This window comes from Streptomyces sp. NPDC058697 (genome assembly GCF_042715345.1).
Taxonomy (GTDB): Bacteria; Actinomycetota; Actinomycetes; order Streptomycetales; family Streptomycetaceae; genus Streptomyces; species Streptomyces liliifuscus.
In genome coordinates this window covers 164,844-182,105 of record NZ_JBHXSU010000008.1, presented here as the reverse complement: position 1 = coordinate 182,105, position 17,262 = coordinate 164,844, and the positions used below count along the sequence as shown (strand labels likewise).

Below are 17,262 nucleotides of genomic sequence, written 5' to 3'. Positions count from 1 at the left end.
GATGGGGGTCGGCAGTGAGAGCGGTCCCGCTAAAAAGAAGGATCGTTCGTTTTGCTTGTTCCGTCACTGTCCTGCCGGTGCCTCGACTTGTCAAGAAGGAATGTTCGTTTTAGCTTTCAGGCATGGCCCGCGTATCCCAGGAACACCTCGACGCCCGTCGCCGTCAGATCCTCGACGGCGCGGCCCGCTGCTTCGCCCGCAACGGGTTCCATGCCACGTCGATGCAGGACGTGCTGAAGGAGGTGGACCTCTCGGCGGGTGCGGTCTACCGCTACTTCACCGGTAAGGACGAGCTGATCGCGGCCATCGTCACCGAGGTCCTCGGAGGTATTCGCGGGGCCTTCGAAGAGGCCGCCAGGCAGACTCCGCCCCCGCCTCCCGACGTGCTCGTCGGTCGGGTCATGACCCAGGTGCTCGGGCTGGGGGGAGGGGGAAAGTTCGGGCTGAGCTGGGACGGAGAGACATCCTTCCCCCGGCTGATGATCCAGGTCTGGACGGAGACGCTCCGTGACAGCGAGCTGTCGCAGGTGCTGCGCACGGGCTTCGTCACCGTGCGCGCGGCCTGGGTGAAGGTCGTCGAGGGCTATCAGGAGGCCGGGTTGATGCGCGCGGACATTCCCGCCGACCACGTCGCCAGGACCATGATCGCCGCCGCACAGGGCTTCGCCGCCCAGCAGGCGCTCTTCGGCTCGGCGCCCGTCGAGGTGATCCAGGACGGTCTGCGGGGGTTGATGAGCATGGAGGCGCCGCGCTGACGTGGCCCGGTTCATCGACGTCGGGGTGCGGGGCACGGGCCGGCGATCCCGTCGGCCGGTCGGCTCGTTCTCCGTGATTCCCGTGCGAATCCCCGCGCGGCGGTTAACGTCCCTGAAATCCCGCGCAACTAGCCTGCACCACCACGTCACCAGGGGTTTTCGCAGCCCGGGACGCGCAGAGTCGCGCATTCCGGCCGCGTACCGCAGTCGCGTACTGCATCCGAATCCTTCGTGGTGGCTGCGGCAGCCGGACCCCGCACGGTCCGGAGCGAGGACTGTGAGGTGGACGCCGTGCAACTGACGCCGCACGAGCAGGAGAGGCTGCTCATCCATGTGGCCGCCGATGTGGCCGAGAAGCGCAGGGCCCGGGGGCTGAAGCTCAACCACCCCGAGGCCGTCGCCCTGATCACCTCGCACATCCTCGAAGGGGCCCGGGACGGCCGTACCGTGGCCGAACTCATGGCCTCCGGGCGCAAGATCCTCACCCGCGAGGACGTCATGGAGGGCATCCCCGAGATGATCCACGACGTCCAGGTGGAGGCCACCTTCCCGGACGGCACCAAGCTCGTCACCGTCCACGACCCGATCGTCTGACGGGGGAGCGGCAGCCATGATTCCCGGAGAGATCCTGTTCGCAGACGGACCCGTCGCCTTCAACGAAGGCCTTGAGGTCACCCAGCTCACCGTCCTCAACGCCGCCGACCGGCCCGTACAGGTCGGCTCCCACTACCACTTCGCCGAGGCCAACCCCGGTCTGGAGTTCGACCGCGCCGCCGCGCGTGGCAAGCGGCTCAACGTCGCCGCCGGCACCGCCGTGCGCTTCGAGCCCGGGATCCCCGTCGAGGTCGAAATCGTCCCGCTCACCGGCGCCCGCGTCGTGCCCGGCCTGCGCGGCGAGACCGGAGGTGCCCTCGATGCCTGAGATCTCGCGTGCCGCGTACGCCGACCTGTTCGGCCCCACCACCGGCGACCGCATTCGGCTCGCCGACACCGATCTGCTGATCGAGATCGAGGAGGACCGCTCCGGCGGCCCCGGACGCGCCGGTGACGAGGCCGTGTTCGGCGGTGGCAAGGTCATCCGCGAGTCGATGGGCCAGTCGCGCGCTACGCGCGCAGACGGCACCCCGGACACCGTCATCACGGGTGCGGTGATCATCGACCACTGGGGGATCGTCAAGGCCGACGTCGGCATCCGCGACGGCCGGATCACCGGCATCGGCAAGGCGGGCAACCCGGACACCATGGACGGGGTGCACCCGGACCTGGTGATCGGCCCGGAGACCGAGATCATCGCGGGCAACGGGCGGATCCTGACAGCGGGGGCGATCGACGCCCATGTGCACTTGATCTGTCCGCAGATCGCCGATGAGGCGCTGGCTTCCGGCATCACCACGCTCGTCGGCGGCGGCACCGGCCCGGCCGAGGGTTCCAAGGCGACCACCGTCACGCCCGGACCCTGGCATCTGGCCCGGATGCTGGAGGCGATGGAGGAGTACCCGCTCAACTTCGGGCTTCTCGGCAAGGGCAACACCGTCTCCCACGAGGCGATGCTCTCCCAGCTGCGCGGCGGGGCGCTCGGCCTCAAGCTGCACGAGGACTGGGGGTCCACGCCCGCCGTCATCGACGCCGCGCTCACCGTGGCGGACCGGACCGGTGCGCAGATCGCCATCCACACGGACACCCTCAACGAAGCCGGGTTCGTGGCCGACACGCTCGCCGCGATCGCGGGCCGCACAATCCACGCGTACCACACGGAAGGTGCGGGCGGTGGGCACGCGCCCGACATCATGAGTGTGGTCTCCGAGGGGCATGTGCTGCCCAGTTCGACCAACCCGACCCGGCCCTACACCGTCAACACCGCCGAGGAACACCTCGACATGCTGATGGTCTGCCACCACCTCAACGCGGCCGTGCCCGAGGACCTCGCCTTCGCCGAGTCCCGGATCCGGCCCACCACCATCGGCGCCGAGGACATCCTGCACGACCTCGGCGCGATCTCGATCATCTCCTCCGACGCACAGGCCATGGGGCGCGTGGGCGAGGTCATCATGCGGACCTGGCAGACCGCGCACGTCATGAAGCGGCGGCGGGGCGCGCTGCCCGGGGACGGACGCGCCGACAATCGTCGTGTACGTCGCTATGTCGCCAAGTACACGATCAACCCGGCCCTCGCCCAGGGACTCGCCCGCGAGGTCGGCTCCGTCGAGACCGGGAAGCTCGCCGACCTCGTGCTGTGGGAGCCCGCGTTCTTCGGCGTCAAGCCGCATCTCGTCGTCAAGGGCGGGCAGATCGCGTACGCGCAGATGGGCGACGCCAACGCGTCCATTCCCACGCCCCAGCCGATTCTGCCCCGGCCGATGTTCGGGGCGATCGGGCGGGCGCCCGCCTCCAACTCGTTCAACTTCGTCGCACCGATCGCGATCGAGGACGGGCTGCCGGAGCGGCTCGGGCTCGGCAAGCGGTTCGTGTCGATCGAGTCGACGCGTGGGGTGACCAAGGCGGACATGCGGGAGAACGACGCGCGGCCGCGGGTGCAGATCGATCCCGACAGCTTCGCCGTCACGATCGACGGGGAGCTGGTGGAGGCCACGCCTGCTGCCGAACTGCCCATGGCTCAGAGGTATTTCCTGTTCTGATCCTGCTGGCTCAGCTGGGCTGGGCCAGCTGGTTCTTGTGGTTCTTCCGGGTTCGATTTCTGCTGATTCCGAGTGCTGAGGCTCGTCATGTCACGTGCTGCGTTGCTTGTGCTGGCCGACGGCCGGTTTCCCGCCGGGGGGCATGCCCACTCCGGCGGTGCCGAGGCGGCGGTCAAGGCCGGGCGGATCACCGGTGCGGGGAGCCTGGAGGAGTTCTGCCGGGGGCGGTTGTACACGGCCGGGCTGGTGTCGGCCTCCCTTGCCGCTGCCGCCGCCCTTGGGGTCGATCCCGTGGAACTGGACGGGGCCGCGGACGCCCGTACGCCGTCCCTCGCCCTGCGGGTCGCCGCCCGGAAGCTCGGGCGGCAGTTGATGCGGGCCGCTCGGGCGACATGGCCGTCCGCCGAACTCGACGCGCTGGCGCGGGAGTTCCCCAAGGGTGCCCATCAGCCGGTCGTTCTTGGGCTGGCTGCCCGGGCCGCGGGGCTCGGGGCGGAGGATGCCGCGTACTGCGCTGTGTACGAGAGTGTCAGTGGGCCGGCGAGTGCGACGGTGCGGTTGCTGAGTCTTGATCCGTTCGATGCGACCGGGGTGTTGGCTCGGTTGGCTCCTGAGGTTGATCTGGTGGCGGGGCAGGCGAGTGCGGTGGCGCGGTGTGCGTTGGGGGGTGGGGTCGGGGTGTTGCCTGCGGCTTCTGCGCCCGTGTTGGAGATCAGTGCGGAGGTGCATGCTGCTTGGGCTGTGCGGCTGTTTGCCTCGTAGGTTTTTTCGCCCCCGCCGCCCCTACCCATTCCCGTCCCTTTTGGGGGCTGCGCCCCCAAACCCCCCTTGTCGGCCTGAACGGCCTCGTCCTCAAACGCCGGACGGGCTGAATAGTCGGCCCGGGCCCAGAGAGTTCCGCCAAGAAGCCAAGAAGTGTTCCGCCAAGAAGTGTTCCGCCACGGAGAGAAAACACTCAGCGAAAAGGAGCCGCCACCATGCACCTCGATCACCTTCACACCCATGACGGCCCCCCGGCCGTGAGCGCCGACGCCCACCGGCCCGACGGGCGGCGGCGGGCCCTGCGGATCGGGCTCGGGGGGCCCGTCGGGTCCGGGAAGACCGCTACCGTGGCGGCGCTCTGTCGGTTTCTGCGGGATGAGTTGGCGTTGGCCGTCGTGACCAATGACATCTATACGCGTGAGGACGCCGAGTTTCTGTTGCGGGAGGCCGTGTTGCCGCCCGAGCGGATCACTGCCGTGGAGACCGGGGCCTGTCCGCACACGGCTATTCGGGACGACATCTCCGCGAATCTCGAAGCCGTCGAGGATCTGGAGGATGAGGTCGGGCCTCTGGATCTCGTCCTTGTCGAGTCCGGGGGTGACAATCTCACCGCTACCTTCAGCAAGGGGCTTGTTGACGCTCAGATCTTTGTGATCGATGTCGCGGGCGGGGACGACATTCCGCGCAAGGGTGGGCCTGGGGTTACTACCGCCGACTTGCTTGTGGTCAACAAGACCGACCTCGCTCCGTACGTCGGGTCCGACCTCGGGCGGATGGCCGCCGATGCCAAGGCTCAGCGGGCCGAACTGCCGGTCGTGTTCCAGTCGTTGCGGGGCGAGGACGGGGTGAAGGACGTTGCCGCCTGGGTGCGGGCGCAGCTCGCCGCGTGGACGGCATGACGACCGGCGAGGTCGAGGTGGCTGGGGTGCGTGCCCTCGCGCGGATCCTGGCTCGGGACGACGGGCGGGGCGGGACCGCCCTGCCCACTCTGGAGGGGCAGGGGCCGCTCGCCCTGCGGCGTACGCGGGCCAGTGGTTCCGAGGCGCGGGTCATGCTGGTCGGGGCGATGAGCGGGCCCCTGGGCGGTGATCACTTCACCGTCGAGGCGGAGGTCGGGGGCGGTGCGCGGCTGCACGTCGGGTCGGCCGCTGCCACCATCGCGCTGCCGGGGCAGGCCAAGGGCGAGGCGCGCTACGACGTACGGCTCACGGTGGCCGAAGGCGGTGAACTGCGCTGGCTGCCCGAGCAGTTGATCTCCGCCAATGGCAGTGAGCTGTGCGTGAGCACCTGTGTGGACCTTGCCGCCGGTGCGCGGCTGGTGCTGCGCGAGGAGCAGGTGCTCGGGCGGGCCAACGAGGAGCCCGGGCGGCTTGCCAGCCGGCTCACCGTGCGGCTCGACGGGCGTCCGCTGCTCGACCAGGAGCTGTCCTGCGGGCCCGGGGCGCCGGGCGGGTGGGACGGTCCCGCCGTGCTCGCCGGGCATCGGGCGCTAGGGCAACTCGTCGTCGTACGACCGGAGTTCGGTCGGCAGCCGGTCGCGGCGCGGTTGCTGGGGGAGTACGCCGTGCTCACTCCGCTCGCCGGTCCCGGGGCTCTCGTGACCGCGCTCGCGCCCGACGCGCTGCGCCTGCGGCGCGTCCTCGACGAGGCGCTCGGCGCACTCGACTGAAACAAACCGCACCGCTCAACGGGCAGTGATGTTCCGGTTATCGGATTGGCAAAAAAGCCACTTCACCCCTGTTCTCAGGGACCTCACAGCCGGAAGGATCCCCCCTACTGACCACAACGACAGTAGACAGCAGGGGGAGGACTCACTTGAGGGGTTTGAGAAGGGCGACGGCGTTCGGCTCGGCCGGAGCGCTCGTCACAGCGACGCTGATAGCCGGCGCCGTCGCGGCCCCCACGGCCAGCGCGGAGAGCCGCCACGGCCAGGACAGCCAGACGCGCGGCGCCGCGATCGCCGCCGCTCGCGCGGCCAAGGCAGGCATCGACTGGACGGACTGTCCGGCCGACTGGGGGATCGCGAAGCCCATCCAGTGCGGCTGGGTCACGGTCCCGCTCGACTACGCGAAGCCCAACGGCAAGAAGATCAAGCTCGCCGTGGACCGCATCGGCAATACGGGCACGAAGGCGGAGCGCCAGGGCGCACTCGTCTACAACCCGGGCGGCCCCGGCGGCTCCGGACTGCGCTTCCCGACCCGGGTCACCAACAAGAACCCGCTCTGGGTGAAGGCGTCGAAGGCATACGACTTCGTGGGCTTCGACCCGCGCGGCGTCGGCCACTCGGCCCCCATCTCCTGCATCGACCCGCAGGAGTTCGTGAAGGCGCCGAAGATGGACCCGGTGCCGGACTCCGAGGCCGACAAGCGCGCCCAGCGCAAGCTCGCCGCCGAGTACGCGGACGGCTGCGCCGAGCGCAGCGGCGACATGCTGCCGCAGATGACGACCCCCAACACCGTCCGTGACCTGGATGTCATCCGGGCCGCGCTCGGCGAGAAGAAGCTCAACTTCCTGGGCGTCTCGTACGGCACGTACATCGCCGCCGTCTACGGCACGATGTACCCGACCCACGTCCGCCGCATGATCGCGGACAGTGTCGTCAACCCGTCGCGCGAGAAGATCTGGTACGAGGCCAACCTCGACCAGGACGTCGCCTTCGAGATGCGCTGGAAGGACTGGCAGGACTGGGTCGCCAAGAACGACGCGGCCTTCCACCTCGGCGACACCCGGGCCAAGGTCCAGGCGCAGTGGCTGAAGCTGCGCGCCACCGCCAAGAAGAACCCCATCGGTGGTGTCGTCGGCCCGGCCGAGCTCATCGGCTTCTTCCAGAGCGCCCCGTACTACGACTCGTCGTGGGTGCCGGTCGCGACCGTGTTCAGCAAGTACGTCGCCGGTGACACCCAGGCACTCGTCGACGCCGCGGCCCCCGACCCGTCGGACACCGCGGGCAACATCGCCTCGGAGAACGGCAACGCCGTCTACACGGCCGTCGAGTGCACCGACGCCAAGTGGCCCACCAGCTGGAAGAAGTGGGACCGCGACAACACCGCGCTGCACAAGAACTACCCGTTCATGACGTGGGCCAACGCCTGGCTGAACCTGCCGTGCGCGACCTGGCCCGCCAAGCAGCAGACCCCGGTCAACGTGAAGTCCGGCAAGGGTCTGCCGCCCGTCCTGATCGTGCAGGCCACGCGTGACGCCGCGACTCCGTACGAGGGTGGCGTCGAACTGCACAAGCGGTTCAAGGGCTCCCGCCTGATCACCGAGAAGGACGCGGGCTCGCACGGTGTGACCGGTCTGGCCAACCCCTGCATCAACGACAGGGTGGACACCTACCTGCTCACCGGCAAGGTCGACGCGGCCGACGTGACGTGCACCCCGCACGCCACGCCCAAGCCGTAGCAGCAGGAGTGCAGTAGGAGTCAAGCAGCAGTACGTGGATAAGGGGCGGTCGGGATTCCGGCCGCCCCTCGTTCATGCCCGCAGCCAGGCGTCCTCCGCCGCGTAGTCGAAGAGGTCGCCGTAGCTCTGGAACATCTTCGGGTACGCCTCCCGCCAGTCCCGGCCTGCCAGTTGACGCTCGATCCAGGCGACCGTGTCCGGCAGTGTCTCCGCATACCGCGCCACCGCCCGGTACCCCAACTCCCGTTCGGCTGCCGTCATGTCGCAGACCACCGGGTGCGGAACGGACCACGGAGTGTCGCCCACGGTCTCGGCGGGGGCGGGCCCGTCGACCAGGACGCTCTCGGTCTCGACGCCCATCACCGCATCGATGGCCACGGCGATCTCCGCCACCGTGGGCGCGTCGGGATCGACGGCGTTCAGCGCCCGGGCTCCGGGCCTCCGCGCGGCCAGCCTGACCAGCTCCGCGATGTTGTGGACGCTCGCCGGATGGAACCGGCTCTCCCCGCCGTACGCGAGCACGCGTCGCCGCCGGCCGTCCAGGTTGCGCTTGACGAAGTACAGCTCGCGCGGGGTACGGCAGTGCGGCCCGTGGATCGCGCCCGCGCGCAGCAGCGTGGTCGGCAACTGGTCGGCCGCGGCGAGCAGTTCACGTTCCAGACCGGCCTTGCGGGTGCTGTAGGAGGTTTCGCCGGGCGCGATGGTCCGCTGGCCCTCGGGCACGGGCACCGGATACTCCGGGAACCCGTCGGGCTGCTCCTGCGTATCGAAGTTGCGGCCCTTGTCGTCCTCGTAAACCGAGAGGCTGGAGACCACCACGGCCGATCCGACGCGACCGGCCAGACTCGTCAACTGCCGTGCGTGCTCCGGCCCGTAGGCCACCATGTCCACCAGTACGTCGCAGCCGTCGCCGACCGCGGCGGCCAGGGCGGAGTCGTCCGCGCGGTCCGCCCGTGCCGTCCGCACTCCATCGGGCCAGGACTCGTCCCGTCCCCCGCCCCGCGAGACGGCCGTCACCTCCCAGCCGTCCGTGGCGAGCGCCCCCACGGCCACCCGCCCGATCTGCCCCGTCGCTCCGATCACCACAGCTCGTCCCATGGGGTGACCGTAGGGCCCGGGCCGCCGGGATCCCAGTGCATTAGCTGAGGGCAGATCGTCCCGGCCCGGCGGACATCGGCCCGGCGACAGTCACCTCAGCGGCATACGGGGGAACTTGCGCTTCGCCAGCGCCGCCTTCTCGGCGGTCTCCTCCGCCTTGACGACGGCCGCGTACCGGTCGACGTACTCCTGCTCGGAGAGGGTGAGGATCGCGTACATGATCTCGTCGGTGATGGCGCGCAGGATCGCCTTCTCGTTCTCCATGCCCGAGTAGCGGGAGAATTCGAGGGGCTCGCCGAAGCGGATCGACACGGGGTGGATCTTCGGGATCTTCCGGCCCGGGGGCTGGGCCTCGAAGGTGCCGATCATCGCGCACGGGATGACCGGGACCCCGGCCTTGAGCGCCATCACGGCGACGCCGACCTTGCCCTTGTAGAGGCGCCCGTCGTGCGAGCGGGTGCCCTCCGGGTAGATGCCGAGCAGCTCGTCCTTGCTCAGTACGCCGAGGCCCTCGCGGATGGCCGCCTGGCCCGCATCCTTGCCGGAGCGGTCCACCGGGATCTGCCCGGCGCTGCGGAAGAAGGCCGCCGTCAGCCGGCCTCTGACGCCCGGGCCGGTGAAGTACTCGGCCTTGGCGAGGAACGTGATGCGCCGCTTGAGGATCGCGGGCATCAGGAAGTGGTCCGAGAACGACAGGTGATTGCCTGCGACGATGGCCGCACCTGTCGCCGGTACGTGCTCCAGACCCTCGATCCGGGGGCGGAAGACCAGCCGCAACAGCGGTCCCAGAATCACGTACTTGAGAACGTAATAGAACAAGGGGTCGCTCCTCACTTCACAGGATCGGCTCAACCGCCGCGTTCTGGCTGGTCAACAGGTGTGCTGCGGGACGCCAGTGTATGTGCAGGGGCGGTTTCCCGTAACCGTCCCCGAACGCACTCATGCTGCCCCGCTGTCCTCTTCCGGACCACCTGTCAGGGCAGTACCTGGCTCGATCCTGACGCGTCGCCGCTGCCCAACTGGTCGGCCAGGCAGGCGAGATACAACGCCATGGTGGTCCGGTGCTCCCGCAGGGGCCGGCCGGTGATCTGCTCGATCTTGTTCATGCGGTAGACCACGGTGTTGCGGTGGACGTGCAGCGCCGCGGACGCCCGTACGAGGTTGAAGCCGTTCTCGCACCACGCGGTGATCGTGTCGCGGAGCACCGGCCAGTCCGGCTGGGCGCGCAGGTCCGTGGCGGTCAGGTCGAGCAGGCGGTTGCGCGCGGGCTGGCCGACCGCGGCCAGGACCTGGTGGACCCGCAGATCGGTGATCAGGTGGACGGGGGCACGGCCCGCCAGCCGGGCGCCGAGGCGCAGCGCGTCGCACGCGTCCTGGTAGGAGTCGTGCAGGGCGCCGACAGAGGCGGCCGGTTCGCCGATCCCCGCGCGGGCCGTGAGGCCGCCCTGAGCGGCGATCAGGTCGGTGACGCGTCGGCAGCCGACCGACAGGCCGGCCTCCGGCTGGTCGGGCTGGAGCCGGTGCAGTACGCCGATCCAGCCGGGAGCCGTCGTGGCGATGATGTCCTGCGGGTCGGCGAACACCTCGCGGACCGTGCGGAGCAGCTCCGAGCGGACCAGCGCCATGTCCCGCGTCGGTGTGCCGTGCCGACGGCCGCCCGTGTCCGGCACGGTCACCTCGAAGGCCACCGCGACCCGCCGCAACCGCAGGTCGAAGCCCAGTTCGGCGGCCCGGAAGACGAGGAAGTCGCCCTCCACCACCTGCGGGTCGTACGAGGCGAGGTCGGCCAGCAGCTTCTCCGCCGCCCGTTCGGCGAGCAGCCGGGAGCGGAGCATCACCGACTCCCGGAGCAGGATCTCCGTCTGCCGCTTCACCAGCAGGCCGAACCGGCGCACCTGGGCGGGCGTACCGGTGATCCCGACCGTCCCCACCGCCTGCCCGTCGGTGACCAGCGGCAGGGTGACACCCGGGCGTACGCCCTGGAGCCGATGGGCCTGCGACGCGTTGTGCGTGGCCGGTTCCTGTGTACGGATCACCTCGACGGACGCCTCGTGGAACGTGCCGACCCGGTGGGTGTCACCGCTGCCGATGACCATCCCGTCCGCGTCGGTGATCAGCACGTTGAAGCCGATGACCGCGGAGGTGTCCCCGGCGATCTCCTGGGCGAGCGACGGACTCAGCACGGGCGTTCCTCCCGTCGAGGGGACGGACCGGGGCCGGACCGGCGGACGGACCGGGGGTGGATCGACGATGGACCCGAGGTGTCGGAGTGGACGCACCGTACAGCAGACCGCGTGATTTCGGCCGCAAGTTCGTACGAAGTGAACGGTGACGCACGACCGGCCGGTCCCTAGCGTATGAGCCCATCACATCCCCGCCGGGGGCACAGCGCGGTGAACGGCGGGCTCCTTCAGTGCCGATACCCGTGCCTTACGGAAGGCCCAAGCCGATGATCCGTGTGCGCTCACTCGTCGCTGCTCTGTCAGCGATTCTCCTGATACCGGCGGTCGCCGGCTGTGGTTCGGACGGCGACGACGAACCGAAGAACGTGTCCGCGAAGACCGCCGCGCTCGGCACGATCACGCCAGGCGTGATCAAGGTGGCCGTCCAGCCGTACGCGCCCTACACCAGCGTCCAGGGCGACAAGATCGTCGGTCTGGACGGCGACATCCTCGCCTACGCGGCCAAGAAGCTCGGCCTTGAGGTCAAGCCCCAGGTGACCGACTTCGCGGGCATGCTCGCCGGGGTGCAGTCCCGCCGCGTGGACGTCACGATCGGCGGCGTCGCCTGGTCCGCAGACCGGCAGAAACAGGGCCTGTTCACCGACCCGCCCTACTACTCGCCCCCGGCGATGGCCGTACGGTCCGGCAGGACGTACAAGACGGTCGACGACCTGGAGGGCCTGCAGCTCGGCACGGTCGAGGGGTACGTCTGGGTCAAGTCCATCCAGGCCGTGCCCGGTGCCAAGCTGCACGCCTACCCCGACGCCAACGGCGTGTTCGACGACCTCGGCGCGGGCCGCGTGGACGTCGGATTCCTCGACCCGCTGATCATCATCGCGGCACAGAAGGAACGCCCGGACCTGAAGATCGACACCCAGTACATGACGCCGCCGACCGCCGCACAGGTCAAGGCGAAGCCGGCCTACGAGTACTTCCAGCCCTACCAGACCGGCTTCTACCTGCCCAAGAAGGCCACCAAGCTGGAAAAGGCCCTCTCCGCGCAGATCGACGCCATGTACGAGAACGGCGAACTGGAGAAGCTCGTCAAGAAGTACGGCGGCGACCCCGAGCAGTTCCTCAAGCCCTCCGCCGACGTCGCCACCGCGCGCCGGGGAGTGGACCGGCCCCAGGACTGGACGCCCCCGTCCATCGCGCAGTGAGGGGCTGAACAGTGACGAACGACATCGCCTCCGGCCTCTTCCAGGTCCCCTGGTCCGACTACCGGTCCGACCTCCTCGACGCACTCTGGCGCACCGTCTCCTACACGGCGGTGAGCTTCGTCGGCGCGGTGCTCCTCGGCCTGGCCGTGGCACTGCTGCGGCTGAGCAGGGCGTGGCCCGCGCGGGCCGTCGCCGCCGTCTACACCGAGGTCTTCAAGAACGTCCCGCTGCTGGCCATCATCTTCCTGACCTACTTCGGGCTGGCCTCCGCCGGGCTGCGGCTGGACGTCTTCACGGCCGGCTGTGTGAGCCTCGTCGTCTTCTACGCCGCCTACCTGTCCGAGATCTTCCGCTCCGCGATCAGCGGCGTCCACGCCGGACAGACCGAGGCAGGTGAGGCTCTCGGCCTGGGCAGGACCGGCATCTTCAGCCACATCGTCCTGCCACAGGCCCTGCGGCAGGCGCTGCCCGGCACCAACACCATGCTGGTCGACCTGCTGAAATCCACCTCGCTGCTCGTCACCGTCTCCGCCGCCGAGCTGATGTCCGAGGGACGGCTCATCACGTCGGCCACCTTCCGGGCACTGGAGGTCTACCTGGTCATCTCGGCCATCTACTTCGCCCTCTGCTACCCGCTCTCCCAGCTCCTCCTGCTGCTGGAGCGGAAGGTACGGGCGGGCGTCCCGCTGTCCCCGTGGCGCCGGCGCCGGATGCGGGCGGCCCGCGCCCTGCTCGCGAGCGACCTCGTCGTGGACGCCGACCGGAAGGAGGCGACGGTATGACCGAGCCCGTCACCACCACGAAGTCCAACGAGACCACGAAGACCGCCGAGGCCGACCAGACCACGGGGGCGTCTCCGGCTCCCGAAGCCGTCGTACGGATCGACGGGCTGAGCAAGTCCTTCGACGGCCGCCTCGTGCTCGACGACGTCCACCTGGAGGTCGGCCGCGGCCGCATCGTGAGCGTCATCGGCCAGAGCGGCGGCGGCAAGACGACTCTGATGCGCTGCGTCAACCTCCTCGAACGGCCGGACAAGGGCACGGTCGAGGTCGCCGGAGAGGTCGTCCACCAAGGCGGCCGTACGGTCTGCCGCGATCTGGCCCGGCTGCGCCGCACCGTCGGCATGGTCTTCCAGCGGTTCCATCTGTTCCCGCACCTCACGGCCGTCGAGAACGTCGTCCTCGCCCAGCGCAAGGCGGGCATCCCCGAACAGGAGGCGCTGGAACGGGCCGTCGCCCTCCTGCGCCGGGTCAAGGTCGCCCACCGCGCCCTCGCCCACCCCGACCAGCTCTCCGGTGGCGAGCAGCAGCGCGTGGCCATCGCCCGGGCCCTCGCGCTCAGGCCCGAGGTGCTCCTCTTCGACGAACCCACGTCCTCCCTGGACCCGGAGGCCACCCGGGAGGTCCTGAGCGTGATGCGTGAACTCGCCGCGGACGGGATGACCATGCTCCTGGTCACCCACGAACTGCCCTTCGCCCGCGAGGTCGCCGACCACGTCGTCTTCGTCGACGGCGGCCGGATCGTGGAGGAGGGCAGGCCCGAGGACGTCCTCGACAGCCCCGCCCAGGCCCGTACCCGGGAGTTCCTCGCCTCGTACGGAACCGCGTCATGACCGCTGCGTCCACCGCGGCCGGTACGACGGGACCGGTCGGCGACCACCCCGTCGTGGTCGTCGGAGGCGGTGTCGTCGGGCTGTGCACGGCGTACTACCTGGCCGTGGCCGGTGTCTCCGTGGAGGTCGTCGAGCGGCGCGGCCTCGGCTCGGGGGTGTCTCGGGGCAACGCCGGATGGGTCTGCCTCAGCCATTCGACGCCGGTGCCCGCCCCAGGGGTCCTGCGCTATGCGATGCGTTCGCTGGGCCGGCCCGACTCGCCGCTCTATCTGCGGCCGTTGCCCGACCCGGCGTTCGTGCGGTGGCTGTGGCGGTTCTGGCGCAGCAGCACTCCGGCCGCCTTCCGGCGCGGTTACGCGGCGATCGCCGAGCTCAACCAGGACACCTTCGACCTCTTCGACGGCCTTCGCGAGGCGGGCGTCGACACGACGCTGACCCGGCCCGGCATGGTCCACGCGTTCCTGTCGCCGGCCGAGGCCCGGCACCATCTCGCGGTCCAGCGGGAGATGGCGGACGGCCGCTATCCGATGCCCGACGACGTGACCACGGGGCGCGAGGCGCGACTGCTGGACGACGCGCTGTCGTCCCGGGTGCGGGCGGCCTATCTCGTCGAGGGGGAGGGGGTGGTCGACCCGGAGGCGTTCGCCCGCGCGCTCGGGGAGGCGTTGGCGGCCCTGGGCGTGAAGGTCCACGAGAACGCGGAGGCCACCGGGTTCCGGTCCTCGGGCGGGCGGGTCACCGCGCTGCGCACCGCCCAGGGCGAGATTCCCTGTTCCGCCGTCGTGGTCGCGGCCGGTATGCGTTCGCCGGGTCTGCTGCGTGCCCTGGGGAGTCCGCTGCCCCTCCAGGCCGGCAAGGGCTACAGCTTCTCGGTCGACCTGGATCCGGCGCCCCGGCACACGCTGTACTTCGGCGAGCGCAGGGCTGTCGCCTCGCCGATCGGGGGCACGACGCGGATCGGCGGCACGATGGAGTTGAGCGGGAACAACAACCGCCTCGACTGGCGGCGGATCGTGGCTGTCGCGCTTGCCAGTCGGCACTATCTGGGGCGCTGGTTCGACGATCCGGACGATCTGGTCAGTCTGATCCGGGATCCCTGGGTCGGGGGGCGGCCCTTCCTTCCCGACGGGCTTCCGGTGATCGACCGTGTGCCGGGGCATGGGAACGCGTTCGCGGCCACCGGGCACGGGATGCTGGGGGTGACGCTCGGGCCGGTTACGGGGCATCGGCTCGCCGAGTACATCCGCTCGGGGCGGCGGCCCGAAGCGCTCGCGCCGTTTCGGTTCGATCGGCTGCTGTCCTGAGCCGTCGTGCCTCGGGGCGGGTGGGTTGTTGGCCGCAGGCCGGTGGGGGCTTGTCGCGCAGTTCCCCGCGCCCCTAAAAGCAGGGGCGCCCCTCTGAATCAGCAGAGGGGCGCCCCTTGTCGTCAGGCCCCTTCCGTCAGGACCTTTTCCAGGGAGGCCAGGGCCGTCTGGAGTTCCTCTCCCGTGATCGTCAGTGGGGGAGCGAGGCGGATCGTCGAGCCGTGGGTGTCCTTCACCAGGACTCCCTCTCGCATGAGGCGTTCACTGATGTCGCGGCCGGTGCCGATGGCGGGGTCGATGTCGACGCCCGCCCACAGGCCGCGGGCCCGGAAGCTCTGGACGCCCTTGCCGACGAGGGAGGTCAGGCCGCCGCGCAGTACGATGCCCAACTCCGCGGCCCTGCGCTGGTATTCGCCGGTCTCCAGCAGTTCCACGACGGCCGAGCCGACCGCCGCGGACAGCGGGTTGCCGCCGAACGTCGAGCCGTGCTCACCCGGCCGCAGCACCTGGAGCACGTCACGCCGCGCGACCACCGCGGAGACCGGCACGATGCCGCCGCCGAGCGCCTTGCCGAGCAGCAGCATGTCCGGGACGACGTCCTCGTGCTCGACGGCGAGCGTGCGTCCCGTACGGCCGAGGCCCGACTGGATCTCGTCCGCGATGAACAGGCATCCGGTGCGCCGGGTCAGTTCGCGGACGCCGCGCAGATAGCCGTCGTCCGGGATGACGACACCGGCCTCGCCCTGGATCGGCTCGATCAGGACGGCCGCGGTCGTCTCGTCGACGGCCGCTTCGAGCGCGGCGAGATCGTTGTACGGGACCACGCGGAAGCCCGGCGTGAAGGGACCGAAGCCCGCGCGTGCCGTCTCGTCGGTGGAGAAGCTGACGATCGTCGTCGTACGGCCGTGGAAGTTGTCGGCGGCCACGACGATGGTCGCCCGGTCCGGAGCGACGCCCTTCACCTCGTACGCCCACTTGCGGGCCACCTTGATGGCGCTCTCCACGGCCTCGGCGCCCGTGTTCATCGGCAGCACCATGTCCAGGCCCGTCAACTCGGCCAGGGACTCCGCGAACTGGGCCAGCCGGTCGTTGTGGAAGGCTCGCGAGGTGAGCGTCAGCTGGTCGAGCTGCCGGTGGGCCGCCTCGATCAGCGCCGGGTGGCGGTGCCCGAAGTTGAGGGCCGAGTAGCCGGCCAGCATGTCGAGGTAGCGGCGGCCCTCGACGTCCTCCACCCAGGCGCCCTCGGCGCGCGCGACGACCACGGGCAGCGGGTGGTAGTTCTGCGCGAGGACGGGCTCCTCGGCGCGGATCAGCTCGGCGGACGAACGCACGGAACGGCTGGCAGCGATGGTCATGAGCGGATCTCCTGGGTGCAGCACTTGATGCCCCCGCCTGCCTTCTGGAACTCCGACAGGTCGACGGGGACGGGAACATAGCCGTGGCCGGCGAGCTCGCCCGCGAGCGCCTCGGCGCGCGGCGCGATGAAGACGTGGCGGCCGTCCGAGACGGAGTTCAGCCCGAACGCCATCGCGTCCTCGTGCGTGGCGATCACCGCGTCCGGGAACAGCAGCCGGAGCACCTCACGGCTGCCCGCCGAGAATGCCTCCGGGTAGTACGCGATGTTCGCCTCGGGTCCGTCGTCGAGCACGAACAGCGCGGTGTCCAGGTGGTAGAAGCGCGGGTCCACCAGCGTGAGGCTGACCGTCGGGACGCCGAAGAACTCCTGCACCTCGTGGTGGGCGGCCCGTTCCGTACGGAATCCGGTGCCGGCCAGGAGAACGCGGCCGGCGAAGACCAGGTCGCCCTCGCCCTCGCACACCGCCTCGGGCCGGTAGACGTCGTAGCCCGCGTTCTTGAACCACGTCTCGTACGCGGTCGACTCCGGGCGGCGCTGCGGTGCGTGGAAGAGCGAGCCGAAGACCCGGCCGGCCACGACCAGCGCCGAGTTCGCGGCGAAGACCATGTCCGGCAGACCGGCGACCGGTTCCACACTGTCGACGGTGTGGCCGTGGGCGCGGTAGGCGCGGATCAGCTCCGCCCACTGTCCTCGGGCCAGATCGACGTCGACCGGTGTGTCCTCATGCATCCAGGGATTGATGGCGTACTGCACGGCGAAGTGTCTGGGTTCGCAGACAAGGAAGCGCCTCGATCGCGGCACACGGCTCATGGGCACAGAGGGGTTCCTCCGCTTTCCTGCGGTGTTGGGTGGGATACCTCAACGGTAGGAAGCGGAGGCCACTCTCGACAAGAATCAGTGATTGCGCGTCACCGCAGGGATGCTGCGTGTTCGGACCGGTCCGCGCACGATTGC

The 17,262-nt window shown here is 70.0% G+C and carries 17 protein-coding genes; 12 read left to right on the top strand and 5 right to left on the bottom strand.

Going from position 1 to position 17,262, the window contains the following annotated elements; genetic code table 11:
• Nucleotides 1–122 precede the first annotated feature (122 nt).
• From ACFWXQ_RS21285 to ACFWXQ_RS21250, 8 genes are all read left to right on the top strand, one after another.
• Nucleotides 123–755 carry a TetR/AcrR family transcriptional regulator gene (locus ACFWXQ_RS21285; RefSeq protein WP_383939109.1) on the top strand — a complete coding sequence of 211 codons (633 nt, stop codon included), beginning with the start codon at nt 123–125 and terminating at the stop codon, nt 753–755.
• A 291-nt stretch (nt 756–1,046) separates the two neighbouring features.
• Nucleotides 1,047–1,349: an urease subunit gamma gene (locus ACFWXQ_RS21280; protein WP_055614092.1), complete on the top strand. Its 303-nt coding sequence runs from the start codon at nt 1,047–1,049 to the stop codon at nt 1,347–1,349.
• Nucleotides 1,350–1,365: 16 nt separating this feature from the next.
• Entirely contained in the window at nt 1,366–1,677 is a 312-nt protein-coding gene (locus tag ACFWXQ_RS21275; protein WP_383939112.1) for an urease subunit beta, read from the top strand.
• Nucleotides 1,670–3,391: an urease subunit alpha gene (locus ACFWXQ_RS21270; RefSeq protein ID WP_386268849.1), complete on the top strand. Its 1,722-nt coding sequence runs from the start codon at nt 1,670–1,672 to the stop codon at nt 3,389–3,391. Before ACFWXQ_RS21275 ends, ACFWXQ_RS21270 begins: the two co-directional genes overlap by 8 nt.
• Before the next feature lie 87 nt (nt 3,392–3,478).
• Nucleotides 3,479–4,153, top strand: a complete 675-nt coding sequence (locus ACFWXQ_RS21265; RefSeq protein WP_383954130.1) for an urease accessory protein UreF — start codon at nt 3,479–3,481, stop codon at nt 4,151–4,153.
• A gap of 215 nt (nt 4,154–4,368) precedes the next feature.
• Complete coding sequence (ureG, locus tag ACFWXQ_RS21260; protein WP_383954128.1) at nt 4,369–5,052, top strand: urease accessory protein UreG; 684 nt, start codon at nt 4,369–4,371, stop codon at nt 5,050–5,052.
• A complete protein-coding gene (locus ACFWXQ_RS21255) occupies nt 5,049–5,822 on the top strand; it encodes an urease accessory protein UreD (RefSeq protein WP_383954126.1) in 774 nt (257 codons plus the stop codon). The genes ureG and ACFWXQ_RS21255 overlap by 4 nt, the downstream gene beginning before the upstream one ends.
• A gap of 146 nt (nt 5,823–5,968) precedes the next feature.
• The gene (locus ACFWXQ_RS21250) at nt 5,969–7,555 is read left to right on the top strand and encodes an alpha/beta hydrolase (protein ID WP_383954124.1); all 1,587 of its coding nucleotides are present in this window, start codon (nt 5,969–5,971) and stop codon (nt 7,553–7,555) included.
• A gap of 72 nt (nt 7,556–7,627) precedes the next feature.
• Here the strand turns inward: ACFWXQ_RS21250 and ACFWXQ_RS21245 are convergent, their stop codons facing one another.
• The 3 genes from ACFWXQ_RS21245 to ACFWXQ_RS21235 all read right to left on the bottom strand — a co-directional run bounded on the left by ACFWXQ_RS21245 (nt 7,628) and on the right by ACFWXQ_RS21235 (nt 10,836).
• Nucleotides 7,628–8,653 (bottom strand): NAD-dependent epimerase/dehydratase family protein, encoded by a 1,026-nt coding sequence (locus ACFWXQ_RS21245; protein ID WP_383954122.1) that lies wholly within the window; start codon nt 8,651–8,653, stop codon nt 7,628–7,630.
• Nucleotides 8,654–8,743: 90 nt separating this feature from the next.
• Entirely contained in the window at nt 8,744–9,472 is a 729-nt protein-coding gene (locus tag ACFWXQ_RS21240; protein WP_383954120.1) for a lysophospholipid acyltransferase family protein, read from the bottom strand.
• Nucleotides 9,473–9,627: 155 nt separating this feature from the next.
• Nucleotides 9,628–10,836 carry a CdaR family transcriptional regulator gene (locus tag ACFWXQ_RS21235; RefSeq protein WP_383954118.1) on the bottom strand — a complete coding sequence of 403 codons (1,209 nt, stop codon included), beginning with the start codon at nt 10,834–10,836 and terminating at the stop codon, nt 9,628–9,630.
• A gap of 266 nt (nt 10,837–11,102) precedes the next feature.
• Between ACFWXQ_RS21235 and ACFWXQ_RS21230 the strand changes: the two genes are divergently transcribed.
• The 4 genes from ACFWXQ_RS21230 to ACFWXQ_RS21215 are packed head-to-tail and all read left to right on the top strand — an operon-like array spanning nt 11,103 to nt 14,951.
• Complete coding sequence (locus ACFWXQ_RS21230) at nt 11,103–12,035, top strand: substrate-binding periplasmic protein (protein ID WP_383954116.1); 933 nt, start codon at nt 11,103–11,105, stop codon at nt 12,033–12,035.
• An 11-nt stretch (nt 12,036–12,046) separates the two neighbouring features.
• The gene (locus ACFWXQ_RS21225; RefSeq protein WP_383954114.1) at nt 12,047–12,817 is read left to right on the top strand and encodes an amino acid ABC transporter permease; all 771 of its coding nucleotides are present in this window, start codon (nt 12,047–12,049) and stop codon (nt 12,815–12,817) included.
• Nucleotides 12,814–13,647 (top strand): amino acid ABC transporter ATP-binding protein, encoded by an 834-nt coding sequence (locus ACFWXQ_RS21220; RefSeq protein ID WP_383954112.1) that lies wholly within the window; start codon nt 12,814–12,816, stop codon nt 13,645–13,647. The genes ACFWXQ_RS21225 and ACFWXQ_RS21220 overlap by 4 nt, the downstream gene beginning before the upstream one ends.
• The gene (locus tag ACFWXQ_RS21215) at nt 13,644–14,951 is read left to right on the top strand and encodes an NAD(P)/FAD-dependent oxidoreductase (protein ID WP_386268845.1); all 1,308 of its coding nucleotides are present in this window, start codon (nt 13,644–13,646) and stop codon (nt 14,949–14,951) included. The genes ACFWXQ_RS21220 and ACFWXQ_RS21215 overlap by 4 nt, the downstream gene beginning before the upstream one ends.
• Before the next feature lie 122 nt (nt 14,952–15,073).
• Here ACFWXQ_RS21215 and rocD read toward each other — a convergent pair whose 3' ends face one another.
• Together rocD and ddaH are read right to left on the bottom strand one after the other, a co-directional pair.
• Entirely contained in the window at nt 15,074–16,306 is a 1,233-nt protein-coding gene (rocD, locus tag ACFWXQ_RS21210) for an ornithine--oxo-acid transaminase (RefSeq protein WP_383952376.1), read from the bottom strand.
• Nucleotides 16,303–17,124, bottom strand: a complete 822-nt coding sequence (ddaH, locus tag ACFWXQ_RS21205; protein WP_383952378.1) for a dimethylargininase — start codon at nt 17,122–17,124, stop codon at nt 16,303–16,305. The genes rocD and ddaH overlap by 4 nt, the downstream gene beginning before the upstream one ends.
• Nucleotides 17,125–17,262: the final 138 nt, after the last annotated feature.

Excerpts from the sequence above, each read along its gene's own strand:
- ACFWXQ_RS21285 (WP_383939109.1), top strand. The coding sequence starts at position 123 with ATGGCCCGCGTATCCCAGGAACACCTCGACGCCCGTCGCCGTCAGATC.
- ACFWXQ_RS21275 (WP_383939112.1), top strand. The coding sequence starts at position 1,366 with ATGATTCCCGGAGAGATCCTGTTCGCAGACGGACCCGTCGCCTTCAAC.
- ACFWXQ_RS21270 (WP_386268849.1), top strand. The coding sequence starts at position 1,670 with ATGCCTGAGATCTCGCGTGCCGCGTACGCCGACCTGTTCGGCCCCACC.
- ACFWXQ_RS21265 (WP_383954130.1), top strand. The coding sequence starts at position 3,479 with ATGTCACGTGCTGCGTTGCTTGTGCTGGCCGACGGCCGGTTTCCCGCC.
- ureG (WP_383954128.1), top strand. The coding sequence starts at position 4,369 with ATGCACCTCGATCACCTTCACACCCATGACGGCCCCCCGGCCGTGAGC.
- ACFWXQ_RS21255 (WP_383954126.1), top strand. The coding sequence starts at position 5,049 with ATGACGACCGGCGAGGTCGAGGTGGCTGGGGTGCGTGCCCTCGCGCGG.
- ACFWXQ_RS21245 (WP_383954122.1), bottom strand. The coding sequence starts at position 8,653 with ATGGGACGAGCTGTGGTGATCGGAGCGACGGGGCAGATCGGGCGGGTG.
- ACFWXQ_RS21230 (WP_383954116.1), top strand. The coding sequence starts at position 11,103 with ATGATCCGTGTGCGCTCACTCGTCGCTGCTCTGTCAGCGATTCTCCTG.
- ACFWXQ_RS21220 (WP_383954112.1), top strand. The coding sequence starts at position 12,814 with ATGACCGAGCCCGTCACCACCACGAAGTCCAACGAGACCACGAAGACC.
- ACFWXQ_RS21215 (WP_386268845.1), top strand. The coding sequence starts at position 13,644 with ATGACCGCTGCGTCCACCGCGGCCGGTACGACGGGACCGGTCGGCGAC.
- rocD (WP_383952376.1), bottom strand. The coding sequence starts at position 16,306 with ATGACCATCGCTGCCAGCCGTTCCGTGCGTTCGTCCGCCGAGCTGATC.